Source organism: Alteribacillus persepolensis (assembly GCF_900099605.1).
GTDB classification, from domain to species: Bacteria; Bacillota; Bacilli; order Bacillales; family Marinococcaceae; genus Alteribacillus; species Alteribacillus persepolensis.
In genome coordinates, this window is the sequence record NZ_FNDK01000016.1 from 1 (window position 1) to 26,534 (window position 26,534).

Annotated in this window: 25 protein-coding genes, 1 pseudogene and 1 riboswitch; of the genes and pseudogenes, 4 read left to right on the forward strand and 22 right to left on the reverse strand. The window is 42.4% G+C overall.

Going from position 1 to position 26,534, the window contains the following annotated elements; translation table 11 throughout:
* Positions 1 to 403: 403 nt before the first annotated feature.
* From queF to BLT18_RS12150, 7 genes are all read right to left on the reverse strand, one after another.
* The gene (queF, locus tag BLT18_RS12120) at positions 404 to 895 is read right to left on the reverse strand and encodes a preQ(1) synthase (RefSeq protein WP_091274402.1); all 492 of its coding nucleotides are present in this window, start codon (positions 893 to 895) and stop codon (positions 404 to 406) included.
* 3 nt (positions 896 to 898) lie between these two features.
* Positions 899 to 1,621 (reverse strand): 7-carboxy-7-deazaguanine synthase QueE, encoded by a 723-nt coding sequence (gene queE / locus BLT18_RS12125; RefSeq protein ID WP_091274590.1) that lies wholly within the window; start codon positions 1,619 to 1,621, stop codon positions 899 to 901.
* Positions 1,611 to 2,063, reverse strand: a complete 453-nt coding sequence (gene queD, locus BLT18_RS12130) for a 6-carboxytetrahydropterin synthase QueD (protein ID WP_091274404.1) — start codon at positions 2,061 to 2,063, stop codon at positions 1,611 to 1,613. Before queD ends, queE begins: the two co-directional genes overlap by 11 nt.
* Complete coding sequence (gene queC / locus BLT18_RS12135) at positions 2,063 to 2,731, reverse strand: 7-cyano-7-deazaguanine synthase QueC (RefSeq protein ID WP_091274407.1); 669 nt, start codon at positions 2,729 to 2,731, stop codon at positions 2,063 to 2,065. The genes queD and queC overlap by 1 nt, the downstream gene beginning before the upstream one ends.
* A 328-nt stretch (positions 2,732 to 3,059) precedes the next feature.
* The gene (gene dcd / locus BLT18_RS12140) at positions 3,060 to 3,611 is read right to left on the reverse strand and encodes a dCTP deaminase (RefSeq protein WP_091274410.1); all 552 of its coding nucleotides are present in this window, start codon (positions 3,609 to 3,611) and stop codon (positions 3,060 to 3,062) included.
* A 108-nt stretch (positions 3,612 to 3,719) separates the two neighbouring features.
* The gene (locus BLT18_RS12145; protein WP_091274413.1) at positions 3,720 to 5,060 is read right to left on the reverse strand and encodes an oligosaccharide flippase family protein; all 1,341 of its coding nucleotides are present in this window, start codon (positions 5,058 to 5,060) and stop codon (positions 3,720 to 3,722) included.
* Positions 5,061 to 5,236: 176 nt separating this feature from the next.
* A complete protein-coding gene (locus tag BLT18_RS12150) occupies positions 5,237 to 5,536 on the reverse strand; it encodes an IDEAL domain-containing protein (RefSeq protein WP_175487494.1) in 300 nt (99 codons plus the stop codon).
* Positions 5,537 to 6,461: 925 nt separating this feature from the next.
* Here BLT18_RS12150 and BLT18_RS12155 point away from each other — a divergent pair.
* A complete protein-coding gene (locus tag BLT18_RS12155; RefSeq protein ID WP_091274419.1) occupies positions 6,462 to 6,845 on the forward strand; it encodes a hypothetical protein in 384 nt (127 codons plus the stop codon).
* 104 nt (positions 6,846 to 6,949) lie between these two features.
* Positions 6,950 to 7,603: a potassium channel family protein gene (locus tag BLT18_RS12160; RefSeq protein ID WP_091274422.1), complete on the forward strand. Its 654-nt coding sequence runs from the start codon at positions 6,950 to 6,952 to the stop codon at positions 7,601 to 7,603.
* A 96-nt stretch (positions 7,604 to 7,699) separates the two neighbouring features.
* Here the strand turns inward: BLT18_RS12160 and BLT18_RS12165 are convergent, their stop codons facing one another.
* The 6 genes from BLT18_RS12165 to hmpA all read right to left on the reverse strand — a co-directional run bounded on the left by BLT18_RS12165 (position 7,700) and on the right by hmpA (position 14,228).
* Positions 7,700 to 8,800 carry an ABC transporter ATP-binding protein gene (locus BLT18_RS12165; RefSeq protein ID WP_091274425.1) on the reverse strand — a complete coding sequence of 367 codons (1,101 nt, stop codon included), beginning with the start codon at positions 8,798 to 8,800 and terminating at the stop codon, positions 7,700 to 7,702.
* The gene (locus BLT18_RS12170; protein ID WP_091274428.1) at positions 8,797 to 10,530 is read right to left on the reverse strand and encodes an ABC transporter permease; all 1,734 of its coding nucleotides are present in this window, start codon (positions 10,528 to 10,530) and stop codon (positions 8,797 to 8,799) included. The genes BLT18_RS12165 and BLT18_RS12170 overlap by 4 nt, the downstream gene beginning before the upstream one ends.
* A 16-nt stretch (positions 10,531 to 10,546) precedes the next feature.
* Positions 10,547 to 11,563, reverse strand: coding sequence for an ABC transporter substrate-binding protein (locus BLT18_RS12175; protein WP_091274431.1), 1,017 nt, complete (start codon positions 11,561 to 11,563; stop codon positions 10,547 to 10,549).
* 507 nt (positions 11,564 to 12,070) lie between these two features.
* Positions 12,071 to 12,364 carry a hypothetical protein gene (locus BLT18_RS12180; protein WP_091274434.1) on the reverse strand — a complete coding sequence of 98 codons (294 nt, stop codon included), beginning with the start codon at positions 12,362 to 12,364 and terminating at the stop codon, positions 12,071 to 12,073.
* 363 nt (positions 12,365 to 12,727) lie between these two features.
* Positions 12,728 to 12,886, reverse strand: coding sequence for a hypothetical protein (locus BLT18_RS18255; protein ID WP_175487495.1), 159 nt, complete (start codon positions 12,884 to 12,886; stop codon positions 12,728 to 12,730).
* Positions 12,887 to 12,998: 112 nt separating this feature from the next.
* Positions 12,999 to 14,228, reverse strand: coding sequence for an NO-inducible flavohemoprotein (gene hmpA / locus BLT18_RS12185; protein ID WP_091274437.1), 1,230 nt, complete (start codon positions 14,226 to 14,228; stop codon positions 12,999 to 13,001).
* Between the two features lie 167 nt (positions 14,229 to 14,395).
* Between hmpA and BLT18_RS12190 the strand changes: the two genes are divergently transcribed.
* A complete protein-coding gene (locus tag BLT18_RS12190) occupies positions 14,396 to 14,839 on the forward strand; it encodes an RrF2 family transcriptional regulator (RefSeq protein WP_091274592.1) in 444 nt (147 codons plus the stop codon).
* Positions 14,840 to 15,148: 309 nt separating this feature from the next.
* On the opposite strand, the gene BLT18_RS12195 is transcribed toward BLT18_RS12190, so the two are convergent.
* From BLT18_RS12195 to BLT18_RS12235, 9 genes and pseudogenes are all read right to left on the reverse strand, one after another.
* On the reverse strand, positions 15,149 to 15,682 hold the full coding sequence (locus BLT18_RS12195) for a hypothetical protein (protein WP_091274440.1): 534 nt from the start codon (positions 15,680 to 15,682) through the stop codon (positions 15,149 to 15,151).
* Positions 15,683 to 15,841: 159 nt separating this feature from the next.
* Entirely contained in the window at positions 15,842 to 17,206 is a 1,365-nt protein-coding gene (gene mgtE, locus BLT18_RS12200) for a magnesium transporter (protein ID WP_322787572.1), read from the reverse strand.
* 420 nt (positions 17,207 to 17,626) lie between these two features.
* Positions 17,627 to 17,793: riboswitch (M-box (ykoK) riboswitch) on the reverse strand.
* 207 nt (positions 17,794 to 18,000) lie between these two features.
* Positions 18,001 to 19,026, reverse strand: coding sequence for an inositol 2-dehydrogenase (iolG, locus tag BLT18_RS12205; protein WP_091274444.1), 1,026 nt, complete (start codon positions 19,024 to 19,026; stop codon positions 18,001 to 18,003).
* 106 nt (positions 19,027 to 19,132) lie between these two features.
* On the reverse strand, positions 19,133 to 20,164 hold the full coding sequence (locus BLT18_RS12210; RefSeq protein WP_091274447.1) for a LacI family DNA-binding transcriptional regulator: 1,032 nt from the start codon (positions 20,162 to 20,164) through the stop codon (positions 19,133 to 19,135).
* Between the two features lie 349 nt (positions 20,165 to 20,513).
* Positions 20,514 to 21,596, reverse strand: a complete 1,083-nt coding sequence (locus tag BLT18_RS12215; RefSeq protein ID WP_091274449.1) for an ABC transporter ATP-binding protein — start codon at positions 21,594 to 21,596, stop codon at positions 20,514 to 20,516.
* A gap of 22 nt (positions 21,597 to 21,618) precedes the next feature.
* Positions 21,619 to 22,494 carry a carbohydrate ABC transporter permease gene (locus BLT18_RS12220; RefSeq protein ID WP_091274451.1) on the reverse strand — a complete coding sequence of 292 codons (876 nt, stop codon included), beginning with the start codon at positions 22,492 to 22,494 and terminating at the stop codon, positions 21,619 to 21,621.
* A 1-nt stretch (position 22,495) separates the two neighbouring features.
* Complete coding sequence (locus BLT18_RS12225; protein ID WP_091274454.1) at positions 22,496 to 23,443, reverse strand: carbohydrate ABC transporter permease; 948 nt, start codon at positions 23,441 to 23,443, stop codon at positions 22,496 to 22,498.
* 53 nt (positions 23,444 to 23,496) lie between these two features.
* Positions 23,497 to 24,810: an extracellular solute-binding protein gene (locus BLT18_RS12230; RefSeq protein WP_091274456.1), complete on the reverse strand. Its 1,314-nt coding sequence runs from the start codon at positions 24,808 to 24,810 to the stop codon at positions 23,497 to 23,499.
* Between the two features lie 150 nt (positions 24,811 to 24,960).
* A pseudogene (locus BLT18_RS12235) lies at positions 24,961 to 25,257 on the reverse strand (sodium:solute symporter family transporter); the annotation flags it as partial.
* Positions 25,258 to 25,769: 512 nt separating this feature from the next.
* Here BLT18_RS12235 and BLT18_RS12240 point away from each other — a divergent pair.
* Positions 25,770 to 26,528 (forward strand): DeoR/GlpR family DNA-binding transcription regulator, encoded by a 759-nt coding sequence (locus tag BLT18_RS12240; protein WP_091274458.1) that lies wholly within the window; start codon positions 25,770 to 25,772, stop codon positions 26,526 to 26,528.
* The last annotated feature ends 6 nt before the right edge of the window (positions 26,529 to 26,534 follow it).

The window sequence follows — 26,534 nt, forward strand, 5'->3', positions numbered from 1 at the left end:
CTGTGGAAGCACGTCCTGTGGCGGGCGTTGAAGTCACCGCATCCTGTGGAAGCACGTCCTGTGGCGGGCGTTGAAGTCACCGCATCCTGTGGAAGTACCTCCTGTGACAACGCCGAACGGACTCCCATCCACAGAGCCCGTGACAAGTCCTGGAGGGCCGGCACATGGAAAGCCAAAAATCAGCTTTCCATGGTCGGACCGAAGGAACCTCGAGCGAGTGGGCGCTTGCGCTAGATCATGAAAACGCCAAACTTTTATACGTTCTTACCTTACAAAAAAAGCCGTGGCCACCACCTCTCTGGATGGTGGCCACGGCTTTTCAGTTTAGAGGCTTTTGATACAGCCCCATTATTCTATCGCTCCTATCCTTTTGTCCAGCCTTTTTTTGTATAATCCATACCCCTTACCGGTTTGTAATGGTTTCAGGATACATATCATGATAGAGAAGACGAGTGGAAGCCATCTCTTCATATTTGGTGCCGGGGCGTCCATAATTAGCATACGGATCAATAGAAATACCGCCGCGCGGAGTAAATTTCCCCCACACTTCTAAATAGCGCGGATCCATCAATTCCACTAAATCATTCACGATAACATTGATTGCATCTTCATGAAAGCCGCCGTGATCGCGAAAACTAAACAAATACAGCTTTAACGATTTGCTCTCTACCATTTTTTTATCAGGGATATAACTGATATAGAGCGTAGCAAAGTCAGGCTGCCCGGTTTTTGGACAAAGCGTCGTAAATTCGGGACAATTAAACTTCACAAAGTAATCACGATTAGGATGATTGTTTTCAAATGTTTCCAACAGAGATGGATCATATTGAAACGTATAGCTCGTTTTTTCACTTCCTAAATGAGATAAATCCTCGACCCCGTTTCTTTCATTCATTGCCTACACTCCTTGTTTATTGCCCCACAACAGCGTATGCAGCTGCGGCAGCACTTTCACTTCATTTAATGTCTCAGAATCAATCACATTTTCAACCAGCCATTCATAACGCTTCAATAAATGGGATAACAGCCAGTTGTTATCATCTGTTTCAATATCATCATTTCCAGTTTGTAAAAACATCGGTATATCGCTGTAGCGCGCATGCACGTTTTCAGCATATCGCAGATCTTCTTCGTTAAAAATAACTATTTTCAAACTCACTTGTTTGTGCGAGCGTCCTCGTAATTGTTGAATATAGTAATCAAGCTGATCCCAGTTGGTTTTCATGCCGGAACTTGGCGGTTTTGGAGAAACCGTCACATCATCAACGTCACGCATCCATTCCTGCCACATCGTCCCTTGTGTCTCCACCGCCGTTTTTATTCCCTTTTCCATCAAAGCTTGTACCACGGAAGCCAGACCTCGCTGCAAGGCTGGATTCCCGCCAGAAATCGTCACATGATTAAACCGGCGGCCTCCAATGGCTTCGAGCTGCTGTACAATATCATCAGCATCCATCAGTGTAGGTTTTTGCGATCCGTCCCACGTAAAGGCTGAATCACACCAAGAACAACGATAGTCACAACCAGCCGTTCGGATAAACATCGTTTTTTGTCCAACAACCATGCCTTCTCCTTGAATGGTTGGACCAAATATTTCTAATACAGGGACTTTATTCATCAGAGAAATCCTCCTCTTTCGGCCGATAGACAACATAGCTGGTAGGGGTTTCCCTGACAAGCACTTGCAAGCAGCGCGGCTTGTTGTGCAGCTTATCTAATTCACGCTGAATCATCTCCCAAATCGTTTTCGCTACCACTTCCGTTGTTGGAAACGATTCCGGGTCGCTTGTATCTGTATCGCCAAATTCACGGTGATCATTTAAAAGAGAATGATCAAAACGTTTATGAACAATATCTTTTAACAGTTTAAAATCAATTAAAAACCCAGTACGGTCTAATTTATCGCCCGCAATGGTGATATTAATCACATACGTGTGCCCATGAATATTAGTACACTTCCCAGCAGCACTTGCAGGAATAAAATGAGCCGCTGCCAAATGCATATCTTTATTCAATTCATATCGGTAATCATGCAGCACTTGCGGGTAAAATTGATGAAGCATTACTCTTCCCGTTCCTTTTCGTTAAGATATTGTTCATAACCGGCTTGCCGGAGTTTACAGGCCGGACACTCTCCGCAGCCATCTCCAACGATACCGTTGTAACACGTCAGCGTATGATTTTTAATATAAGACAATTTTCCAAGCTTGTCTGCCAGCTCCCACGTCTCTTTTTTATCCAGCCACATAAGCGGGGTGTGCAGTACAAACTCTTTATCGATTGCCAGATTTAACGACACGTTTAACGACTTCACAAACATGTCACGGCAGTCAGGATATCCGCTGTAATCTGTTTCGCATACTCCCGTCACGACATGTTTTGCGCCAATTTGTGACGCATAAATCGTCGCAAATGAGAAAAACAACAAGTTTCTTCCCTCTACAAATGTATTAGGGGGTTCACCGTCTTTCCCTTCTTCGACGTCGATATCGTCCCGCGTTAATGCGTTGGGAGCAAGCTGGTTTAATAAATCCATATTCATGACTTTATGCACGACACCGAGCTCCTCGGCGATCGCTCGAGCTACATCCAATTCTTTGTTATGGCGCTGGCCGTAATCAAATGTTACAGCATGAACCTCTTCAAACCGCTCGAGCGCCCAAAACAGACATGTCGTACTATCCTGTCCCCCGCTAAATACGACTACTGCCTTTTCATTATGAAAACGCAAGGTTCATCCCTCTTTCTATTTGTACGTCTTTTCCACATGCTGCGTTCTGCTGTAAAAGACGGCTCATCTTTGATTATGTGATGTTGACAACATTCCTATTATAACATTTTCTATTCACATTCGCTTCTAGAAAGCACGAATCTATCCGTCCTACCACCAACAAGGTTCGATTCTTATAAATAAAGAACCGAACCTTTTCAAGCATATAACAGACTATTGTTCTTGAGTAATCATAACCCTCCTGCTTGATTGAATGCAACTGTTGCGGTACGTTCACTTTTTGTGCTGAAAACACCTAACATCAAAAACGGCAAACAAGCATTTCTATCTAGGACGATGAATGCTGGTTGGTTTCTTGATCAAGATATACCTGGCTGCCAACGGCATTCCGCTGTCCCTGATACTTTCCCTGATACGGAGTTTTCGCTTTTTTATCCATAAAGGCAAACACTAACTGTGCAATGCGGCGTCCTGCTTTCAAACGAATTGGCAGACGATTGGCATTATAGAGTTCTAACGTGATTTCTCCTTCAAAACCGGGGTCCACCCAGCCAGCGTTTTGAATAAATAAACCCATCCGCCCGATGGAACTTCGTCCTTCCACAAATGCTGTCACTTGATCGGGGAGTGCAATGTACTCTTTCGTTGTTGCCAGTAAAAAAGAATGCGGGGGGATAATGACTTCTTCACTTTCAAACTCTACATATTTTGCCGGTTCATCTAATGCAATCGATTCAATTGCATTTTCATCAATTTTTAAAAAATGTGTGCCCAAGCGAATGTCGACAGACGCGGGCTGGATTTGACGTGGTTCTATTGGATCGATTTGCAGCTCGTTCTTTTCTATCATCGTTTGGATTGTTTCATCGGATAAAATCAACTGTATTGCCTCCTGCTCACACGTATATTTCTTCTTCTCCTACTTAGTATATAGAATGAACTGCTAATACGCTAGGGAAGGTTTATATGTCTATCAAGCCGCTGCCGGTCAAAATGTCTTCCCCGCCTGTATTTCTCCAAGCCGCAGGCCCACCGGCTGATCCAAGCGTTTTCGAATCGTCGCATAATGCATCCATGTTAAGATCACAATTCCCGTATTCATGCCGATAATAATTCCATCCATTTGAAGCGATGGCATCGATCCAAAAAAATACATCAATACAAACGATATCGTTGTCGACCAAATCGAATGCAAAAAGGCGTCCCGTACGAGGCCCAGTCCAATCAAAAAGGCTTGCATCGGAATAACGAAGAAATGAAAGAAAAAGTATGGGGCCAGCAATTGTAAATACACCGCTGCCGGTGACTGTTCAAAAAACAGGCTCGTTAATTCATTAGAGAAAAAGTAGAACACCCCAACAGCAGGAACAGCATACAACAATGTTGCTGCCATAATTTTTCGAAGCAAACGCGTTAACTGCATCACTTGTTTTTTTGCATATGCCTCTGACACGGTTGGAATGAGAATAATTAGCAAGGAATGGGCGATAAATGCAGGAAAAAATCCAATTGTAAATGCTACACCAGCTAACTTCCCATATTGAATGGTCGCTTGTTCTTCCACTACGCCTGCATTCATCAGTGCCGCGGTAATTAAAAATGGTTTCACCGCAAACGAAGCAGCATGAAAAATTCGAAGACCCGTGGTCGGCAGCGATACCGCAAGCAGCAGCTCCAGCACAGACTTCTTTCCTAACGACTGTCTTGGTTTGTCTTTTAACCGTCTCATGTCTCGTACAAATAAATAGAACAAGTAACAAAAGACCACACATTCGGTGCCAATTAATGTACATAGACTTAATAAAATCGCAATGTCTGCCTCAAAATGAAACAATTGAAACACAGTGATTAACAGCACAAGCTGGACTGCCCGCCGCAAAAAATTAGCCATCGCAATTTTCCCCATGTCCTGTGTCCCCATGAAATACCCGCGCGCGATTGATGAAAATGAAATGACAGGAATAAGGATAAGCAGCAAATATGGAAGAGACGCATGATATTTATCAAATATAGGAATCAGGGGAAGAATGATAATGCTGATGGCTAAAAAGGCTACCATAAATGCCGCGGTGAAACGGATGGTATGTTCAAGCAGGCTTCGATGATAGACTTTATCTCTTTCCGCTACCGCTTTGGACAATGAGATGGGAAGTTCCATACTCGCAATCACAACCAAAAACACGATAGTTGGCAAGATTGACATGTATAACCCTAAGCCTTTTTCTCCAAGCTCGCGGGCTAGTACCATATTAATAAGAAACTCTAAACATTCTCCTAAAAAAGCAGCAATGATAAGCAGAAACGTCCCGGCAATAAACGTTTTCTTCATACGGCCTCCCCTTCTCTCTCCAACTCTTTTCATTTATATGAGACAAGTTGCGAAAGTATTTACAAGAGAAGACTGCGATACCCAAAATCTTTTCCTCATTTGGCGAGAGTGAATGTATTTCTAACGTACAAAAAAATACCGCCAGTCAATAGCGAATTGACTGACGGGACACCTTCTTATTTTACTTTAAAGTCCAGCTCAACTTCATACCCCTGTTCTTGGATGACTTTGCCAAACTTGTATTCTCCAATAAGTGCATTATACTGATTTGTCAGTGCCTGAAATCGTTCCGGGTCCTTCTGGTCTAATGCCTGGTCTATCATGCGCTGCAGCCGCTCTTTGTTAAAATGAAAAACAGCGTATTCCATCGTCATCTGAGCATATAGCGATTGAAGCACCTGTCTGGATGGTCTTCTGCCATGCTTTGCCGACTTTATTTTTTTCATAAAATGCTGTTCATGAGTAGGATGTAACATTTCCGTCGAACCCCCTATCCTTTCACCGGATACCACCGGTATTTGGCTTTCTGTCCTGTCCTTGGCGGGCGACGCGCGCATGAAGTACTGGCCCGGGCTCAAGCATGTTTTTTTGTTTACTGACTACATACCCGCATGGCGCTTCCTTTAAACGCTTTCTGCTTACATCTTTTTGCCGAATCACACTTCAGATGTCTGCTGGCTTCCAGAAGAATATGAACCGTTTGCTTCCCGATTTGTATGACCACGATGTGGAAGGTGTGTCAGAGTTATGGGTTAAAACAAGGACAGCAAAAACGTAAAAAATACCTGCAAGTTGCGTTTGCTATCTCAGTGATTGGCTTCACACGTTTTACCGTGTGTTATTGCATGTATATGTCGCAGTATCAAAAGAAATGCGGGCGGATATCGCTAGATGTTAGAATATTTCTACAATAAATGAAGATGCCTATGGAACCTATCACACAAACCCTGCGTCCATACATCACACCGTTTCGTGCTGCACATGTATAACCCGTTCGATACACCTCTTCTCAAAAGACGCTTCGTGTTGAATGTCCTCCTCGAACGATTTTTTATTCCCGAGCACAGAACGTGTTTCCCACGCCGCAAAAAGCGCTCTCTCTTTTTATGAATCCGCTTACATTATTTTGTATGCGCTTTCTTATATTATAACCTATGTTGCTTGTATATTTAAATAACCAATCTCGAATTTTTCTTGTCCTATTTTTTATAGCAATCCTTCTCCCTTTCCTGCACACAAAAAACAGCTCCTGTATACGCATAAAGCGGCCATAAGAAAAATGAATAACTATCCCATTTCTCCGAGCCCTGCCTTCTGCATAGAAGAATATCCTTGTATGATGTGTTCTATTTTCGTTACAATAAATACAAACAAATGTTCGGTGTCGAGGTGAGGGGTATTATGCAAATCAGTGAAGAAGAACATATGATAATTCATTATTTTATTTTACTCCCGTTGGTGAAAAAGGTACTAGAAAGAGATGTCCAATTATTTGAACACGGGGCATTCAAAGTAAAAGACCCATATGTAGGCATGATACAGGACGCTCTCCGTATGATTCACCACGATATGCGCCGCATTAAACGATACATGTACCAGCGCCGCATCACTGTTACATTTAAGGAAAATGACGGCATGTTTTCCCGCTACCATTATACATGCGGAGGGTATGAAGGTTCGAGCAGCTACTTAAATGCTAATTTAAAGCGGCAAACACGGAATTGTATGAATGCTTATTTTCATAACACTTCTCCTCTGCAATCCGATTCCATCCTCCATTACTAAGATCAAACCTGCACTTTAACAATGATTGACAAACATTTTCCACGGCGGTACATTACAATAAGAAACAGGGTGAAGCGTTAGCCTAGAAGGGAGATGTACAGGGGATGAAAAAGCAGTTTGCTGTGATTGGGCTTGGCCGCTTTGGCATTAGTGTCAGCACCGAACTTTACAAGCTCGGCCACGATGTACTTGCTATTGATATCAACGAAGCAAAAGTAAACGAAATTATAAATGACTCTACACACAGTGCTGTTGGTGATGGTACAGATGAACGAACACTGCGTAATCTGGGTATTACCAACTTTGATCATGTCATTGTAGCAATTGGTGATGACATTCAAGCAAGCATGCTGTGCACGCTGCTGTTAAAAGACATGGGAATTGAGTCAGTATGGGTCAAAGCGCAAAGCTACTATCACCATAAAGTCCTCGATAAACTTGGCGCAGACAAAATCATTCACCCCGAACATGACATGGGAAACAGGATCGCACAGCACCTCGTTTCTGAAAAAGTCATTGACTATATCGAGCTTTCTGATGACTTCTCCATTGTGGAAATTGCAGCGCCTCCACACATGGACAGCAAAACATTGCTTGACCTTAATATCCGAGCAAGATTTGGTATTACCATTTTAGGAATAAAAAGAGGAAAAGATATTAATATATCTCCGATGGCTGATGACCAAATACATAAAGATGATATATTAATCGTCATCGGCCACAAAAATGACTTAAAACGCTTTGAAGACAGCCATTAATCTTGAGGAAACAGGGATAAAGAATCGTTTTCCCTGTTTTCTTACACTGATGATACTTTCTCTCTTTGTCCCCTTCTCTCCTGTCACAAGCCAGTATTATATCGATGACGTTGAAGAGATGATGTTATCGTGTCCTTCAGTATGTGTGCGCAGCGCTGACTGCTCTTTGGCCAGCTCCACAACCACTTGTTCTCCAATACGAAATTCGCCAGGAGCTGGGTGATAAACCGTCCAGCAGTCTTTTCCAACAAGTATCGTGTATTGAACGTCTCTTCCTTGAAACTGAACATTTTCTACTCGTCCTGTCAGCCCGTTCCCTGCCTTTTTTAAGCAGAATTCTTCCGGACGGACCGGCATGACTCCCCGCTTCATAAAGTATGGAGCAACTTCCCTTTTTTCCCAGGCTACCATATCATTTCCGTTCGGATGAAATACTCCTTTTTTCCAAAAACCAGGTACTAGATTTGCTTTACCGACAAATGAAGCAACGAACTCTGTTTGTGGAAACCGATATATTGTCTCTGGTGATCCGATTTGTTCTACAGCTCCGTCTTTCATCACAATAATACGGTCTGCCATTGCCAACGCTTCACTTTGGTCGTGTGTCACATAGATGACTGTCGTTTGCGTATGCCGGTGAATGCGCTGGATTTCATGGCGCATCTCCATACGCAGCTCGGCATCAAGGCTGCTGAGCGGCTCATCCATTAATAACAAAGAGGGTTGTGCAGCTACTGCCCGAGCTAACGCAACACGCTGTTTTTGTCCCCCTGAAAGCTCATGCGGCATCCGTTCAGCCATGTTTGTTAAATTAACTAATTCTAACACTTCCTGTGTCCGCGCTTCTTTTCTCTTTTTTATGGACGATGGCACAAATTTATGGTGGAGAAGCGGAAAGCGTATTTGTTCTTGTACTGTTAAATGCGGCCACAAAGCAAATGATTGAAACACCATGCCGATATTCCGCTTTTCAGGTGGAATCACGCCATACGGTGCTGCTACCTGCTTGTCATCCATTTCAATATAGCCTTCTGTCGGTGATTCAAATCCAGCTAAGAGGCGCAGCAATGTCGTTTTTCCACATCCGGATGGCCCAAGTATCGCAATAAACTCTCCATCCTTCACATTGGCATCCACAGACGATAAAGCTGCTGTCTTCCCAAATTCTTTTGTAACTCCGCTTAATTGTATGTTCACCCTTTTCTCCCCCTCTTTTTCCAAATGGTTTGTCCGCACATCATGAATACGAAACCGGCAAGAAATATCATGACAACAATCGAAGACAGTGCTGCAGAATGCGTTGTGTAACCGGCTTGTTCAAAGTTAAAAATCATCACACCAATCGTTTCATGCCCTGCTGACCATAGCAGTGAAGAAACGGTTAACTCGGTTAAAGAAGTCAAAAAAACGAAAAAAGCTCCTGTCAGCATACCAGGAAGAATGAGCGGTACCATAATTTTTATCCATTTGACAGACCCTCTTGCCCCAAACACATGCGCTGCTTCTTCCATGGAAGCACCCACTTGCATGAACGCCGCAGCACTTCCCCGAACTTGTAAAATCATAAAGCGCGTACTGTAGGCAATAAATAAAATCCATATGCTTCCATAAATACCCGGGTTCCACCCTGGTATCGGCTCCATCCAGGCAAAAATCATCGCTAATGCCAATACGACACCAGGAAGAGCATAAGGAACCGTAATAATTGTTTCCGCAGCACGGTTTAATGGAGAAGGTTTGTTAATCCGAATATATGCAACAATGGTACCAATGATAAGAACCACAACGGTCGTAACACATGCCAGCAGCAAACTGTTCTCCAGCGCTGATTGAACATTTGTGTTTTCATAGAGAACATACCAGTAATGGTCCCATGTCAGGTTGTCCCACGTCCATTCCAAGCCATAGGTGCGCAGAAATGATGTTGTTGTCATAGCAGAAAGCGGCACGATTCCAATAAATAACAAAAACGTCCATAAACCGCTTTCTGCCCAAATTCGAAACTTTCCTAATGAAAAACGAGGTGAACGATCTTCCCGGGCTGTTTCCAGCTGTTTTGATTTCCGAACTAACAGCCATTGCACCACGGTACCCAAGACCGCCACCCCTCCCAGCACTACCGACAACACAGCCGCTCGTGAAAACGCGTCAGCATGCACACTGACCACTTCTTGATAAATAGCTGTGCTTAACACTGAAATGTTGGCAGGAATGCCTAAAAAAGCTGGGATGCCGAAATTATCGAGATTCGCTAAAAAAGCAAGCAGCCCCCCTCCAGCAATTCCAGGCAGAGCAATAGGCATCGTCACTTTCCAGAAAACAGCAATTCTCCCAGCCCCAGAAGACCTGGCTGCCCATTCCAACTCTCTTGGGATTCGTTTTAACACGCCTACCGTAAATAAATAGACCAATGGATAATGAGACAGGCCGAGTATAAAAATCATGCCGCCTAAACTGTATAAGTTCCATGGTTCAAGGTTTTCAGACAAAAGCGTTAATACACTGGCGAACCATCCATTTGAACTCATCAGCTGTGTCCACGACAAACTCACAATATACGATGGAATGACAAACGGCAATAACACCAATACATGCAGAAAGCGTTTGGCCCGCACATCACTGTACGTAATGAGCCACGCCATAAAAACACCTAATGCCACAGCCAGAAAAGTAGACCCAGCCACCATAACAACTGTGTTTTGCAGCACTGTCCACGTTTGCGGCTCGGCAAGAATGTCTTGATAATGGCGTAAATCAACCTCAGATTCTCCGCTCACACTTAAGATAACAAGCCGCAAAATAGGAAAAATAAAAAATAAAACCAGCAAAGCTGCTGCAATCACAACAAACATTTTTTGATAGACAGCAAGAAAAGGAGGTTGGTTCCTGCGCTTTTCATGCTGCTTTGGAATGATTGGTTCATTCATAAGAAGTCTCCTTCACTTACTGTGCTGCCATATCAGAAAACCGCTGTTTATCCTCTTCTCTCGTTTCTAAGAGCTCCGCTTCATTGTGAGAAAGAATCTGGAATGCTCCGCTCGTTTTCAACCCTTCTGGTGCATCGACACCTTCTTTAATTGGTGTATATCCCACTTCAGCCGACACGTTTTGGCCTTTTTCAGACAACACAAAGTCAACAAATGCTTTGGCCGCTTCCTCGTTCTCTGTCTCGTTCATAATACCAATCGGCTCTGTAATCACTGGAACCCCTTCCTCTGGGTAGACAAGCTCTACAGGAGACCCTTCCTGCTTCGCACGAGCAACAATGAAATCAACGACCATTCCATATGACTTCTCCCCTGCAGCTACTTCTTGCAGCACACCGCCATTGCCTTGTACAATCGTAATGTCATTTTCGTGTAATTGCTCGAAATAGTCCCAGCCAAATGCTTCCTGCCGGCTCATCACTCCAACGTTGTATGCTGCAGCACCAGAATACAGCGGACTTGGCATAACAGCTTCTTCTTTTGCTTTCTCTGATGTCAGCACGTCCCATGATGATGGCATTTCATCCACTTGATTGGTGTTAACCGCTAAAATGGTAGCCATGATTTTTGTTCCATAATAAGTGTGGTCAGCATCAATAAACTCTTCTGGTATCCCAGTTTTTTCTTCAGATTCATAAGACATTAACAAGTCTTGCTGCTTCAGGCGTTCAAATGTTACTGAGTCGGCTACCAGCATCACATCAGCTTGAATATCACCGGCTTGGTTCTCTGCTTGTACTTTACTGATTACTTCTTCTGTTCCCGACCGAAACGTATTCACATTTACTTCTGGATATTTCTCATTAAAGGCAGACACAAGCCGGTCTGCATCCTCATCTGGTTGAGATGTGTAAAAATGTAAATCTCCTGATACTCCTGTTTCTTCCCCTGCCGCTTCCTCTTCTTCTCCACAGCCTGCCAGTACACCAGCTGTCGTAAGAAGCAGAACCGTCCAATACGATAGTTTTTTCATCTTCGTCCCTCCTATTATGTAAAACGATGTTACATGTATGTTCACCATTCTAAGGGACCAGTTTTAATTAGATGTGAATAAAATACTTAATTCTTGTAAACGTTCTATTAATAAATGAAAAGACCAGAATGTATGCCATGAAGATACTCTTCACATGCTGCTGATGGAGTAAACAGCGGAAATCATGCCAGTCATCACTGGACATTTACTAAAGGCTCAGTATTTTCCTTAAAACGAAATGGTTATCCTGGTTCATGCTTCTCCGCTTTTATCCATGCAAAAAAGCCCAGCCTGCCACTGAGCGTGCTTAGGTCTATTTTCTTTTTTCACTGCCGCATCTAGCAGCAGATAAATAATGAACAGCGAGAAACAGTCTGTCATTGTTCCATTCTTTCGCTCATTTCATGAATAAATACTTAAATATCTAGAAAAAATTTGGGATATTCACTGCCGTTTCTAAATGAAACTGACTTTACGTTTTGTATTTTATTTACTGTCGTATCAATATTAATAGAGTATCAGTAACGTAATAATCAGCAATTCATATAGAACGAGTGTTAATATTAAAGGATCCGGCCCATAAACTCGATCCGAATCTTCAACACGAAGGTATAAAATTCCCCCTTCACAGTTAACAATAGTACCTTCATAAACGTGACCATCAATTGTTTGGACTCTCACTTTTTGATTAATATGTTGTCTGCATATATTTTGCAAGTGATTACGAAGTGATGTCAGTTGATGAACCATATTTGGATCTGCCCTATACAGTTGTTTTGTACCAGGTGCTTGGTAATTCATTGTTCGTACCTCCTCATATGTTGAGCGTGCCTGCAAATTTCTTCGCAGTTAAAAATGGATTCATTAAATAAGATATTCATTGTTGAAACATGGGTGAATACCTTACCCGTCCATTAATTCTAAGAAAGGTAAACAGAATGGATTTTTAGCTGATCTGTCATTTCCTCCAAGCCCGCGGGCATGTCCTGGAAGCTCATCTATGGAAAGCTGACCATTACTTTTCATGGACGGACCGAAGGAACCTCAAGCGGGCAGGTGCTTGCGCTGGACTATGAAAACGCCAAACTTTTATCCTTTCTCACCTTATAAAAAAAAGAGCACCATCCTTTGGCGCTCGTTTGTAAAAAATATGTATTGATTTCTTTACTTCTTCTCTTCTAATTTTCGGTTCAGTTCTTCTTGTCCTTTTCGAAGGGATTCCACTTCCCGTTCTAGTGTTTCTAATTTTTCTGTAATTGGCTGCAGTGCTTTCTCCAGCATCTGTTGCAGACGCTGTGCCTTCTCGTTTTCTTGGATTTCCATATATCATTTCCTCCTTTCGCCAAACATGTACTACCCCATCAGGATATTACGTAAAAAGGGACTGCAGGTAACAGCCCCTCTCGATAAAAACATAAATGCAGTCAAAGTTTGCTTATTCCACTGCTTCTAAATCAAGGGCTGGGCCAAAAAATTCAAAGTGAATTCGGTCCTGTGAAATCCGGAACGACTTCGTTAATATTTGATTCATTGCTTTTAAAAACAAGGGCGGCCCACAGAAATAGTAATCAGCTTCTTCCTCTGGGAGAATCGATCTCAGCCACTCTGCATCAATACGGCCTTCTTTTTGAATATATGGGTTTGACTTATCTTCATCACGAACGTGGTCGTAGCATACGTGATAATGGATATGATCGTGTTCTTCTGCTTTTTGCGCTGTTTCTTCAAACATAGCGTGCTGTTCGCGGTTTTGTGCCGCTTGAATAAAGGTAACTGGCCGCTTGTTTTCCTCAGCAAGTGTATGGAACATACTCATCAGCGGTGTCAAACCTACCCCTCCGCTTATCAATACCACAGGACGGTCACTTTCCTGCAGGTAAAAGTCACCCGCTGGCGCAGTAAGCTCCAATACGTCCCCTGTGTTGACAGACTGATGCAAATAGCTGGAAACAACCCCATCTGGATATGTTCCTTGGCCTTCTTCACGTTTTACGCTAATCCGGAAATAATCATTTCCCGGTGCAGCTGAAAGGGAATATTGACGAAGATGCACATACTTTTCTCCAGGTATTTCTGCTTTGAGCGTGATATACTGGCCAGGTTGAAATGCAGGCAGGCTTTCTCCATCTTCCGGGCGTAAATAAAAGGATGTAATAACACTGCTTTCAGGCACTTTTTTATCTACGATAAAGGAACGATAGCCGTCCCATCCGCCTGTTTGTTCTGCTGCCTTCTCATATTTTTCTTTTTCCACGGAGATAAACACATCACTAATCACACCATATGCTTCCTCCCATGCAGCAAGCACATCGTCTGTTGCAGCATCTTGCAATACATCTTTCATTGCGCCTAGCAGGTTCTCCCCTACGATTGGGTATTGTTCTGGCTTAATTTGCAAGCTCCGATGTTTATGCGCAACTTGATGCACGACTGGCAATACGTTTTCTAACTGATCAATGTTTTTAGCAGCTGCTAATACCACATTGGCAAGTGCTTGCGGCTGTCTGCCTCTTCTCTGGTTTGTTTGATTAAACACGTTACGCAATTCAGGGTGGTTTTCAAATAAGCGTTTATAAAAGTGAGAGGTAATCTCCTCGCCCCGCTCTTCTAAAATGGGTGCAGTAGCCTTGACTGTATCGATGGTTTGCTGACTTAATTCCGGCATATGCCATCCTCCTTTTAAAAAACATGTATCAAAAATACATCTTTCACACTTTTACTTTATCATAAAATAAGTATTAAAAATGCATATTAAAACAAGAACTTATGTCGATTCCGTGAAAATGTGGTAGGATGTAATATATAAAACTATGATTAATGGAGCTTGTTATTATGCAACTCACTTCGTACACTGATTACAGCTTGCGCATGTTAATATACTTGGCTGCACTTGACCAGCCAAGTCTTACTAGTATTCGAGAAATAGCTAATGCTTATCATATTTCATACCATCACCTCACCAAAGTCGGGCATGAATTAGTCAAACTCGGCTTAATTGATTCGATAAAGGGAAGAAATGGCGGGATTCGCCTCGCTAAAAAACCAGAGGACATTAATGTGGGCTGGGTAGTTCGTCGAACGGAAGATAACCTCAACTTAGTGGAGTGTTTTGATCCAGACAGCAGCACGTGTGTATTAACGGGAAGCTGCCGGTTAAAAGGTGTGCTGCAAGAAGCGCTTCAAGCGTATTTAGCAGTGCTCGACCAGTATACACTTGAAGATTTAGCAACCAATCGTTCAATGTTGCAGCGTATTTTACAAAATGCCTCGGATTAGCTAAGAAAAACGGTGGTTGAGAAACCCGCTCAACTGCCGTCCCTGCCTTCTAAAAAAGCAGGTTCTCCCGCAGATGTTGAGGAGGAAACAGGTGGTTTTTTCCTTTAGGAAAAGTTAAGGTTGTGAAAGAATGAAAGAGGAAGAAAAGCAGCAGCTGAAGATTTATCGGGGCAGTTTTCTCCGATCAGCCAAAGCGCTGCCCGCGGCAAGCGAATGTATTTTTGTACCATCCACCCTTTGACGCAAAAAACCCTCACAATAAGTGAGGGCCTCTTCATTTACTGGGTTTTGTCCAGCCTCTTTCATGTATTATCCCGCATGTTTTAGATGGTAAAAGACCGTACGGCCGCTTTCCACCGAGTGCAGCTGCAAATATTTTGGCACTTTCTCCCTGCTGTACTGAGCGTTTATCGCCATCGCTTCCGCTGCATGAAAAAGCACCTCATCGTTTTTTTCAAACACATATATCGTCAAACAATCATTTTCTTTTATTAATGGAACGGTGAAATGCTGTGAACTCCAAACTTTTGGGTACTCTCTGTATTGTACCCAGCCAAAGATGCTTCCACGTTCCTTTTCAAGGAAAGGCAGCAATGTACCAGAGATATGAACCAGCCACAAATAATATGACGTCTGATGATTAAACCAAAACGGTGAAAGCGCTTGCCATTTTTCTTTAAAAACATCTAACAGGTAACGTGGTGTGCGTTCCTCTTCGTCATATGCAAGCACATCCGTCACAACATCATTAATGACGTGTTGAACGGCGCGTTTCCAGCTGTCCATGTGAAATCCCTGTATCGGATAGAAGGGTTTATCTTGTTTATACTTTTCTTCTTCCATGCCCCTTCCTCCTTTCCTTTATGTTCTTGTTCTACCATCATTGTACGCTCTAACATGAAGCATTGTAAATGAAAAAATCAGCCTCACAGCATTTTATTTGCTGATTTGGCTGATTGTGTGTTATAAACCGAGAAAAAGCCAGAAATTCAGATTTGCGTATTATAGATATTGTATGAGTGATGTCGCTACAGAGAAATAAATCATTAAACTAATCAAATCATTTAACGTCGTAATAAACGGTCCAGATGCGATGGCCGGATCTAAATGCAGTTTATTAATGATAAGCGGAATCGTTGTACCAATCACACTGGCCACCCCGAGTGATAAAATAATCGAAATACCTACGACACCGCCAAGCAGCAAATCTTGATAAAAGACCGCCAGTAACAGAGCAATGACGGCCCCAGACATTACTCCAATCATTAACCCCGTCGCAAACTCACGCAAAATCGTTTTGGATAATCCTCTTTTCTCAATAGTACCCGTTGCAAGCGCGCGCACTGACACTGCTAATGATTGGGTGCCCGTATTACCGGCAGATCCCATAATCATTGGGATAAATGCAGCCAATAAGACGACTGTTTCTAATGTTTCTTCAAATGTGCCGATGACTTCGGCTGTAATTAAACCAAAAAACATTAACATAATAATCCACGGCGCTCTTTTCTTCGCCGCTTGAAAAGACGTTAACGACACATCGGTAGAACCTCTCGACGCTGTAATTTCTCCCAAGTCTTCCGTAGCCTCTTCTTCAAGCACATCAAGCACATCGTCCACAGTAACAATTCCTAACAGGACGTTTTCGTCACTGACAACCGGGGCTGCAAGAAAATCATACTTTTGAATAAGCTGTGCTACTTCTTCTTGGTCGGTTTTTTCATTGACGGAAACGACCCGTGTACTCATAATGTCTTCAATTTTTGCTGTCGATACCGACGTAATTAAATCACGAATCGACGTTACACCTGCTAATCGGTCATTAGCATCTACCACATACAAATAATAAATCGTTTCTGCATCCGGCCCTTCACGGCGTAACAACTCAATGACATCCGAAACAGTATCTTCTGCACGGATAGCGATAAACTCCTTTGTCATGATTGAGCCTGCTGTCTCCTCATCATAAGCAAGAAGCTCTCTTACGTCCGCTGCATCCTCTTTATCCATCGCCTTTAAAATATCCGTCACATTATCTTGTTTTAACTCGGCCAAGAAATTAGCAACATCATCGGCATACATATTGTTAAAAACATCAGCAGCGTACTGGTCATTTAACTCCAATGCAATTTCTTTTTGCTCTTCCACCTCAAGCCCTTCAAACACTTCGGCAAATTCATCCGGACTTAAGCTTTCATATACACGCTTTCTTTCGCTCTCTTCCAAGTGAAGAAATACATCGGTTTGGTCTTTTGGGTGCAGCTCCAAAAACATTGTACGAAACGTATCAATATCCGCTTCAATCGCAGCTTTCACAATTTGATGGATATACTCTTCTCTTGTGTTGTCATTTAATTCAACCATCATTCATCCCTCCATCCGGAGAGATCCCTTCTGCTACGTCAACCAAGTGAACGCAGGGGAAATGGACCTCTCCTGCACCTGTATCAACATGCTGTGTAACCTTGCTTTAAAACCGTCCATCCTACTGTATGGACAACTATCCAAATCCCCTCACCTCACTTTGATATAGTATAAGATGTTGCAGCTGAGCGTTTTGTGTCAAAGGATAACAAAGCGTAAGTGCCTCGAAAGGGAAGAAAGAGGACGTTCAACTAAAACGGCCGCATCCTGCTGCAACGCTGCACTGACCCGTGCCGTGTACGCCTGAGCGGTTGGACGCTTGTGCTAGACGTGAAAAACGCCCGCCTCTTATATTCCCTTTAAAAACAAAAACACGCCTTCATATAGAATGGAAGGCGTGCTCATTTAACAATGCATGGCAAAACACGGCCCCATTCGTAGAGCTTTAGCACTGCACGGCATAGGGTGGATGACCCAGCTGCATTAAAAACCACCTTAAATCGATGGTTTCTGTTGACCCATTGGCGTCTTTGGACATTTTTGGGCAGCAGCGTATCTCCGTACAGGAGCCTCACCTAACGAGGTAGCTTTTTTATAGTACAAAGTAGAATATAACGCCCTTTGCCCGCTTATGTCAATTCCTCGAGCGGTTAATTTTTATTAAGATTCTATTTTGGCTCCGACAGGGCGTATTTCTCTTCATTTTTCGTGCATTCATTGAAATGATATATCTGTTTTCATCTTGTTTGATCCTTTCTCTACCCCTGTGCTTGTTTCCTCTCTCCTGAAGATGCACCTTACGCATTCACAGAAGACTCTTCACACAAACGTATAGTTTTGTTCTCTTGATACGACTTCGTCGCGGCAGCGGCAATTTCCAAGGCTGCTTTTCCATCCATCTCATCCACTAACGGCTTTTCTCCTTTTCTTAAACAATTAATGAAAGAAACCATTTCTTGCAGATATGCTTCACTGTACAGCGCAGGAAAATCAGGCACGATATCATGCGTGCTGCCTTTGGACGTTAACACTTGTACGTTGTTATTTTTTAACGATCCAACTTGAATCGCCCCGTGTGTTCCAACAACTTCGGCTCGTATATCATATCCATACTGAACATTTCGGCTTGCTTCAATATCTGCCGCCGCTCCCGTATCAAACGTCAAATATGTCAGCGCTTGATCCACGTCACCAAACTCTTTGACATACGTATGCTGAAGTACACTGCCATGCGCAGTTACTGTGTTCACGTCCGCATCCAAAAGAAAACGTGCTGCGTCGTAATCATGAATCGAAAAGTCCAGGTATAGTCCGCCACTATTTTTAATAAACTCTGGAGGCGGAGTGGCTCCATCTCTTGTTACCCCTTTAAAGTAAAGAGGCTTTCCAATCTCTCCTGCATCCATTCGTTTTTTGGCTTCCACATAAGCAGGATCAAAACGTCTCATAAATCCTACTTGGCAAAATACATTGTTTTTCTGAACCGCTTCTACAACTTCTTCTGCTTGCTGCACCGTTTCAGTAATTGGCTTTTCTGTAAAGATATGTTTTTTATGTGCTGCTGCCTTTTTTATCATGTCTGCATGTGTGTTTGTTGGTGTGATAATCGCCACTGCATCAATTTCTGGATCTTCAAATATTTCATCTGGGTTCTGAGAAAACTTTTCCACCCCCAATTCTCGCGCTACTTGTTCGGCTTTGCCGTCCATCGGATCAGCTACCGCAGCCAACTCTGCTCCCTTCACTTTATGTGCCAGGTTTTCTGCATGCCAATACCCTAGTCTTCCTAATCCAAGCACAGCACAACGTATTGTTTCCTTCATTTTACCCGCCTCCCAATATAATAACGAAAATAGATTAAGCGCTTAACTAAAAATAAAAAATACGTCCCCTGTTGTGTCTTCATGCAGAAAACTATTCAGGTTACTTTTATAACGGTTTCATGTTTGCTGCAGATTCCTTCGCTGCATATGTTGTCCCCCTTACAATCAGCTCTGGATTGTAAAGTACTCTTTCTCTCAACGATCTCCCTGCTTGAATTTCATCAACCAATACATCTACAATTTTCTTTCCCATGGTTACAATAGGCTGGGCAACAGTTGTAAGTCCTGGTACTGTTGTTGTCGCTAAAATCGTATTGTCAAAGCCAATGACAGACAAATCTTCAGGGATGCCCAATCCTTGTGCTTTTGCCCCTTGAATAACTCCTATCGCCAGCTGGTCGTTACAAGCAAATATCGCGGTTGGCGGCGCGATGTCCTTTCTATGAAACAGTTTTTCAAAATACTTTTTCCCGTTCTCAATCGTTCCATGTGTACGATAAAAATACTCTTCTCTGCATTCCACACCATATGCCTTGTGAGCTGCCTGATAGCCGCTTATGCGAAAGTTGCTGCTGTATGCGTGTTCAGCAATAATAGCAATTCTGCGGTGACCGTTAAACAAATGGTGTGACGCCGCTTCATATCCACCTTTAAAGTCATCAACCGAGACGGTGGATACAGGTAAAGAGGAATCATCATGAGTAAGCATAGCAAGTGGAAAACCATCAGAAATCAGCTCTTGTAACAGCTTTTTATCATGAAAGCTCGACCCCATAATCAGCCCATCGACTTGTTTTCGCATGAGCAGCTCCACGTATTTTTTTTCTTTTTCACGGTTTGCGTCGGTACTGCATATAATGACATTCATTCCTCTTTCATGTGCCCGGTCTTCAATCGTACGGGCTACTTCTGAAAACAGAGGGTTTGATATATCTTGAACAAGCAAACCAATGGTTTCCGTTCGTTTTCCCATGAGCGCAGACGCCATCACATTCGGGCGATAATTCAGCTCCTCCATGGTTTCAAGGACCCGCTTCCTCGTTGATTCCCTCATTCGCCCTGTGTTATTTATCACTTTTGAAACAGTAGCAATAGAAACCCCAGCCTGCTTCGCTACATCATAAATGGTCACTTTCATGCCCTTTGCCTCATTTCTACCTCTCTTTGAATTAGTACAGTACTTTGCATTTACTTTAACACAATGAAAAAAAAACTGTACATGCCAGTGCATACGGTAGCAGAGAAACGAAAATCCTTATCCGCCTCATTCCTTACAATAAAGGAAAGCGCTTAACTCCTTTTTATTGTAAACAACAATCAAAAAAACTGCAATTGTTATTTTTGCAAGCATATTGTTCATAGTACAGCGGTGGTGTATAAGAACTTATTGTTCCGTTCTTATCAGCACTTGCTGTACATTCATGCCAAGCTGAAAAACGGACAGAAAAGTACTCTTCCCGCCCCCTGCCCGCTTTTCGCGTGTACACTCATACTACTTTTTCTTCGGTTTTGCCATCAAACATATGAAGCTTCTGCTCATCAAATGTCAGCCATACCTTTTGATTCATTTTCAACGGAAGATCTGGTTCAACGATGGCTACAATCGTATGACCGCCTGCCCGAATAATAGTAATCACCTCTTTTCCAAGCGGCTCCACGACGTATACTTCTCCTTTGATACTGTTTTCTGCTGGCTTTGTCGCTACACGAACGTTTTCTGGCCGAATGCCTAAATAAATGTCCTGCCCTGAGAGCCTCTTTTCCAGTATCTCCTGCCATTCTTGGTCAATAGGGATCGTAAAAGTACCAAAATCAAGGCTCGCTGTTTTTACATTTAACCGCCCCTTTACCGAATTCATAGCGGGGCTGCCGATAAACCCTCCGACATAACGATTAGCAGGCTGGTGATAGATTTCATCAGGGCTGGCCAATTGCTGCAGATGCCCACCTTCCATAATTGCAATACGATCAGCCATCGTCATGGCTTCTGTCTGATCATGTGTCACATACACACTTGTAATGCCAAGTTCACTATGAAGCCGTTTAATCTCTCCTCTCATATGAACGCGCAGCTTTGCATCCAAATTAGACAACGGTTCATCCATTAAAAACACATTCGGCTGCCGAATTAACGACCGTCCCAAAGCAACACGCTGACGCTGTCCGCCGGATAATTCTTTGGGTTTTCGTTTTAACAAATCGCCGATTTCTAAAATTTCCGCAATGTCATCCGCTTTCTTTTTACGCTCCGCTTTGGGGACTTTTCGTATTTTTAAAGGGTACGTAATATTTTCAAATACACTCATATGAGGATACAAAGCGTAACTTTGAAAAACCATGGAAATGTCTCTGTCTTTTGGGTCCATATCAGTAACAGGCTGCCCGCCAATATAAATTTCACCAGACGTTGGATTTTCCAGTCCTGCCAGCATGCGTAAAGCTGTTGACTTCCCGCAGCCAGACGGACCAAGCAAGACGAGAAACTCTCCATCATTCACTGTTAAATGTAAATTTTTCAGCACATGCACATTTCCAAACTTCTTATTAATGTTTTCATAACGCACTTGCATTGCCAGCGTCCTCCTTTATGTTTTATCCTTTTACCGCTCCAAGCGTCATTCCCTTTACGAGATGCTTCTGTACAAAGAAGGAGAAAATTACAACAGGTATCACAGCCAGAGTCGCAGCTGCTGTTAGAGACCCCCAGTTTGTTTCATATTGAGTGATAAAGTTAGCAATCCCGGGAGGCAGTGTCATCATGTCGGCAGAATTCAACAAAAACATCGCAAACAAAAATTCATTCCACGTCAAAATAATCGTAAAAATCGATGTAGCAACCAGTCCGGGTCCAACAAGCGGAAGAATAATCTTATAAAAAGCTTTCATTCTTGAATCGCCATCGACCATCGCTGACTCTTCTAACTCTGTAGGAATCTCTTGAAAAAATGCTTTCATCATCCATACAACAAACGGAAGATTAAATCCGGTATAGACAATTAACATCGCCCAGTGTGTGTTTAAAAGTCCTAATTGCTGCATTATCAAGTACATAGGAACAATAATAACAATCGGGGGCAGCATTCTTGCCGTTAGTATAAAAAAAGACAACCGGTCATTTTTGTTTAATTTTATTTCAAAGCGTGCCAAACTGTAAGCAGCCAGGGACCCAATAATTAAACAAAACATCGTTGAGAAAAAAGATACAATCATGCTGTTGAAGAAAAATCCTAGAAATGGACTGTTCGTGCTTAACACACCTTCTAATGGATCGAGGTAATAAGTAAGCGTAAAATTGCTTGGGAAAAACGTTTGAGTGCCTGAAAATAATTCGCGCTGTGTCTTAAAGCTCGTTATAACCATCCAGTACAAGGGAAACAGCACAACAAGGCAAATAAAAAACAGCATGCCATATCTTAACGCGTCTTCTCGAATTCTTCTTGCTTTCATTCCAGTTTTCGCCTGCGGCATCCTAATATCCCCCCGTTTTTTCTGTTCGATTTAACAGCTTTATCATTATAAGGGAAAGAAGAATCGTGACTACAAGAACCATAAACAACCCTGCTGTGGCAAAGCCAAAGTCGGAAAAACGCATTGCTGCCCGATACATTAAAAAGCTGATTACTTCTGTTGCGCGTCCAGGTCCGCCTTGTGTTAATACAAATACTTGATCAAACATTCTCAGCGCATCCATTGTACGAATCACTAAAGCAACAATAAGAACAGGCTTTAATAAAGGAATCGTGATGTCTCGTAATATCTGCCATTTAGAAGCACCATCTAACCTTGCCGCTTCATAAGGGTCCTGTGGTAATGACTGAAGACCAGCCAGCGCAATTAAAAAGCACATTGGCGTCCATTGCCAGACATCTACCAGCATAATCGAAAGAAAAGCAGTCAGCGAGTTTCCAAGAAAGTCTACAGCCGGCAGACCGATTGACGTTAACATATAATTAACAATACCAAAATCAGCATTTAACATTAAACGAAATACAATCCCGACAACAAGTGGAGACAGCATCATCGGAATAATTAATATCCACCGCAAGTAACTCATCACTTTGTTTTCTTTAGACACCATTAATGCCAGTGCAAGACCAAGCACCATCTCAACAGCAACAACCCCTGCTGTATAAAGAAGCGTAATTCCAAGTGAATTCCAAAATGTTATACTCGATATGACGTCTGCATAGTTATTGACACCGTGAAATCCAACTGCTTCTCCAAACGTATTAAAACGTTGAAAGGACACATAAATCGAGTACGCTAAAGGAAAAATTGTTAAAACAGCTAAGATACTGATGGTAGGAAGAAGCAGCCAGTACGGCAGAAGATTTTTCTTAAAAAATCGCTTGTTTTTATTGTTTCTCAGCTGCACAGATGATGATGTGCTTGTATCCGCCAAGCTTTCTTTTGACATATAGCTCCCCCCTTTTCAGAGAGAGAAGAAGCGTCTTCTCTCTCTTGTATAGTTTAATCATAGTAACCTTCAGATTTCATCAATGCTTCTATTTCATTTGCCGCTTCATTTAACGCTTCTTCACCACTGCGGCTGCCAGACAAAACTTCATTTAAATAGGTTCCTGTCAATTCTTCTATTTGCGTATAAGAAGGGGTGCGGGGACGGAACTGCGCATTTTCAAGCCCTTCATGCACTGCCTCGAGATAGGGCATATCTTCTATTAACTGCTCATTGGTTAACACGCTTTCTCTTGTCGGCAGGCCTCCATTCTTCGTCATTTCCGTTTGAATGTCTTCAGAAGAAGCCCATTCAATAAACGTCATTGCCGTTTGTTTGTTCTGGCTGGCTTGCGGGATGGCAAAAATCCAATTCCCGATTTGGGGAGCATAGTCACCTTGCTTACTTTTTGGAACCAATCCGTAGCCAATGTTTCCAGCAACTTCTGATTCTTCTTCATTTTCCATCGTTTCTGCCCAAACCGGCCATATCACTGCCATCAGCGCATCCCCTGCTGCCATCGCACGCCCTACTTCGTCCGCTCCATAGTTTGCCACACCAGATGGTGCAGACTCCGCAAGTTTTACGTACGTATCCATTGCTTCTTGTGCGTTGTCATTGTTAACAATAACGTTCCAATCGTTATCAAAATAATCACCGCCATGTGACCATAAGAAAGCATTAAAATTCGTTGTCACTGGATTGCCTCGCGCCCCGCGCGGAACAAAGCCATACTTTGTTTCCCCGCTGTATTCATCAATCGCTGCCAGGGCTTCGTCCCATGTTTCTGGCGGAGCATCTCCCATAATATCTTTTCGCCAGAAAAGCAGCTGCACGTTCCCTACCTGTGGAATACCATACTGGCGCGGCTCTTCTTCTTCAAAACCTGGCATTCGCGGCCCTTCTGGAGCCGGCCAGTGTGTAATCGTTTTCATATTATCGATAAAGTCATTGTCGGCTTCATATCCAAGTTGATCAAGTGGTGTGAGATATCCTCCTCCTGCAAACATTGGCATCCATGGATCATCTGCAAATATTACATCGTATGTTCCGGCTTGGCTTTGTAAATCATTGAGTATACGTTCATATAACGTATTGTAATCAAATTCATTCCACTCCACTGTTGTCCCTGTCTCTTCTTCAAATTCTGAAATTAATGGCTTTAGTGCAGACGATTCAGCCCCCGCCGGCATAGCAACCGAAATCGATTGGGAAGCTTCCTCGCTGGTGGTTTCTTCTGCTCCATCACCCCCGCTGCACCCAGATATCAATACACCTCCTATAATCGCAGATACCACGCTTGCTTTTTTCAGTACATGTCTCAACATGAGCCCCTCCTTTTTAATAGAAAATTAAAAAAATTATATATTAAAATCAATTTCATAATTCAGATCTATCACATTATAAACGAACACTATATGAAACCCTCTCGTTATCATTCGATTTTCGCTTCAGCCGGACGCTTTCCGCGGGCTTGGCTTCAGCCTCCTCGGCAGCAGCACAAATGCCAGAAAGATTAATGCCAATGGCGCAGTAACTTCCCAGGCCATGACAACCATGGACTCTCCATAAGCTTGTCCATTTAACCCAACCACTTGTTCTGTCGATACATTTGTTAAAATCATCGAGCTTGCTATGACAATTCCCGTTAAACTTCTTCCCCCAAGAAAGTAGCCATCCGAACTGTTCAAATCAGTCCCCCGTGTCTTGTACCAGGAAAACCACATCACAAAGACGGTATAAATCATAAATGACGCAAAAATAATCCAAATCATAGGTATTCCTCCATGAACAAGATTCCTACGCAGTTTGTTTCCTTATCTTATAGATTTCGAGAAAACCGAAACATAAAAGGTAAGCGCTTAACTAAATAATAAAAATGGATGCATGTTGCCAAGATTATTATGAAGAATAAACAATTCCTTGTATTGTACAACTACTATTGACACCACCTCACCTTTTGACCTGTTTAAAGTAAGCGCTTAACTCAAGTATATTTCATCAATATTCAGACATCAATATTAATTTATATAAATTTCTGAAAAATTGCATATGATCTGGTATATATCTTCCTTTTTATTGTTATCTTTTGCAGAAATCAATGATATATTTTGTATTTCCTCAAGTGATTTGATTTTAATTTGTCATTATTTAAGTTTTATTTGTACATTTTGTTTATGATGTTTATACGTTTGTATACATTATATTAAGCATTTATGGTGATTTATTGATAAATGAATGATATGATGACAAAAAAGAATGGAAACTTCTAGCAAGGATGAGTGTCATGATTAAAACACAACGCATTGAAGAAATCCGAAAGTATGTCAAACAACATCAAGTCGCCTCATTTGATGACTTGGCTGCAACATTTCAAGTATCTGTCAATACCATTCGCCGTGATGTGCAGAAGCTAGTAAACGAAGGACAATTAAAAAAAGTCCACGGTGGAGTCTCTTTCCATCATTCTGAACCTGCACAATATGAGAACCGGCAAGTCGTCAATGAAACAGCAAAACGAAAAATCGCAAAAGCTTGTGCGGATATGGTCGAGGAAAAAGATATTATTTTTATTGACTCTGGTACAACAACCGTTTACATGGCTGAGTATTTACAAGGCAAACAGGTAACGGTGCTCACCAATAACCTGGACTTTATTGTTCAATCCAAAAAGGAGCCAAGCATCACAGTAATTTCCACCGGCGGCATGCTTGATACTGCGACAAACTCATTTATAGCGATTGACAATACAAACGTGCTGGCCACTTATAACATCAATAAAGCTTTCATGGCGACAACAGGTCTCTCTATTGAAAATGGTGCCACCCATGCTTCTCCACTTGAAAATAAGATTAAAAAAGAAGCGGTAAAAAAAGGCGTTCATGTCCACTTGTTAGCTGACCAAACCAAATTTGATAAACACGCTCTCTTAACGTACAGCCCGCTGGATGCTATTGACCAGATTATTACTGACAGCCAGCCGTCGGAGAAGTGGACAGACCATTTGAAACAAAAAAACGTTCAGTTATTCATTGCAAACGATTGATCCTTC

Excerpts from the sequence above, each read along its gene's own strand:
- queD (WP_091274404.1), bottom strand. The coding sequence starts at position 2,063 with ATGCTTCATCAATTTTACCCGCAAGTGCTGCATGATTACCGATATGAA.
- iolG (WP_091274444.1), bottom strand. The coding sequence starts at position 19,026 with ATGAAGGAAACAATACGTTGTGCTGTGCTTGGATTAGGAAGACTAGGG.
- BLT18_RS12190 (WP_091274592.1), top strand. The coding sequence starts at position 14,396 with ATGCAACTCACTTCGTACACTGATTACAGCTTGCGCATGTTAATATAC.
- BLT18_RS12180 (WP_091274434.1), bottom strand. The coding sequence starts at position 12,364 with ATGAATTACCAAGCACCTGGTACAAAACAACTGTATAGGGCAGATCCA.
- BLT18_RS12155 (WP_091274419.1), top strand. The coding sequence starts at position 6,462 with ATGCAAATCAGTGAAGAAGAACATATGATAATTCATTATTTTATTTTA.
- BLT18_RS12195 (WP_091274440.1), bottom strand. The coding sequence starts at position 15,682 with ATGGAAGAAGAAAAGTATAAACAAGATAAACCCTTCTATCCGATACAG.
- BLT18_RS12220 (WP_091274451.1), bottom strand. The coding sequence starts at position 22,494 with ATGCCGCAGGCGAAAACTGGAATGAAAGCAAGAAGAATTCGAGAAGAC.
- queF (WP_091274402.1), bottom strand. The coding sequence starts at position 895 with ATGAATGAAAGAAACGGGGTCGAGGATTTATCTCATTTAGGAAGTGAA.
- BLT18_RS12145 (WP_091274413.1), bottom strand. The coding sequence starts at position 5,060 with ATGAAGAAAACGTTTATTGCCGGGACGTTTCTGCTTATCATTGCTGCT.
- BLT18_RS12230 (WP_091274456.1), bottom strand. The coding sequence starts at position 24,810 with ATGTTGAGACATGTACTGAAAAAAGCAAGCGTGGTATCTGCGATTATA.
- BLT18_RS12175 (WP_091274431.1), bottom strand. The coding sequence starts at position 11,563 with ATGAAAAAACTATCGTATTGGACGGTTCTGCTTCTTACGACAGCTGGT.
- BLT18_RS18255 (WP_175487495.1), bottom strand. The coding sequence starts at position 12,886 with ATGGAAATCCAAGAAAACGAGAAGGCACAGCGTCTGCAACAGATGCTG.
- BLT18_RS12150 (WP_175487494.1), bottom strand. The coding sequence starts at position 5,536 with ATGTTACATCCTACTCATGAACAGCATTTTATGAAAAAAATAAAGTCG.
- BLT18_RS12160 (WP_091274422.1), top strand. The coding sequence starts at position 6,950 with ATGAAAAAGCAGTTTGCTGTGATTGGGCTTGGCCGCTTTGGCATTAGT.
- mgtE (WP_322787572.1), bottom strand. The coding sequence starts at position 17,206 with ATGATGGTTGAATTAAATGACAACACAAGAGAAGAGTATATCCATCAA.
- BLT18_RS12225 (WP_091274454.1), bottom strand. The coding sequence starts at position 23,443 with ATGTCAAAAGAAAGCTTGGCGGATACAAGCACATCATCATCTGTGCAG.
- BLT18_RS12240 (WP_091274458.1), top strand. The coding sequence starts at position 25,770 with ATGATTAAAACACAACGCATTGAAGAAATCCGAAAGTATGTCAAACAA.
- hmpA (WP_091274437.1), bottom strand. The coding sequence starts at position 14,228 with ATGCCGGAATTAAGTCAGCAAACCATCGATACAGTCAAGGCTACTGCA.
- BLT18_RS12210 (WP_091274447.1), bottom strand. The coding sequence starts at position 20,164 with ATGAAAGTGACCATTTATGATGTAGCGAAGCAGGCTGGGGTTTCTATT.
- BLT18_RS12170 (WP_091274428.1), bottom strand. The coding sequence starts at position 10,530 with ATGAATGAACCAATCATTCCAAAGCAGCATGAAAAGCGCAGGAACCAA.
- BLT18_RS12215 (WP_091274449.1), bottom strand. The coding sequence starts at position 21,596 with ATGCAAGTGCGTTATGAAAACATTAATAAGAAGTTTGGAAATGTGCAT.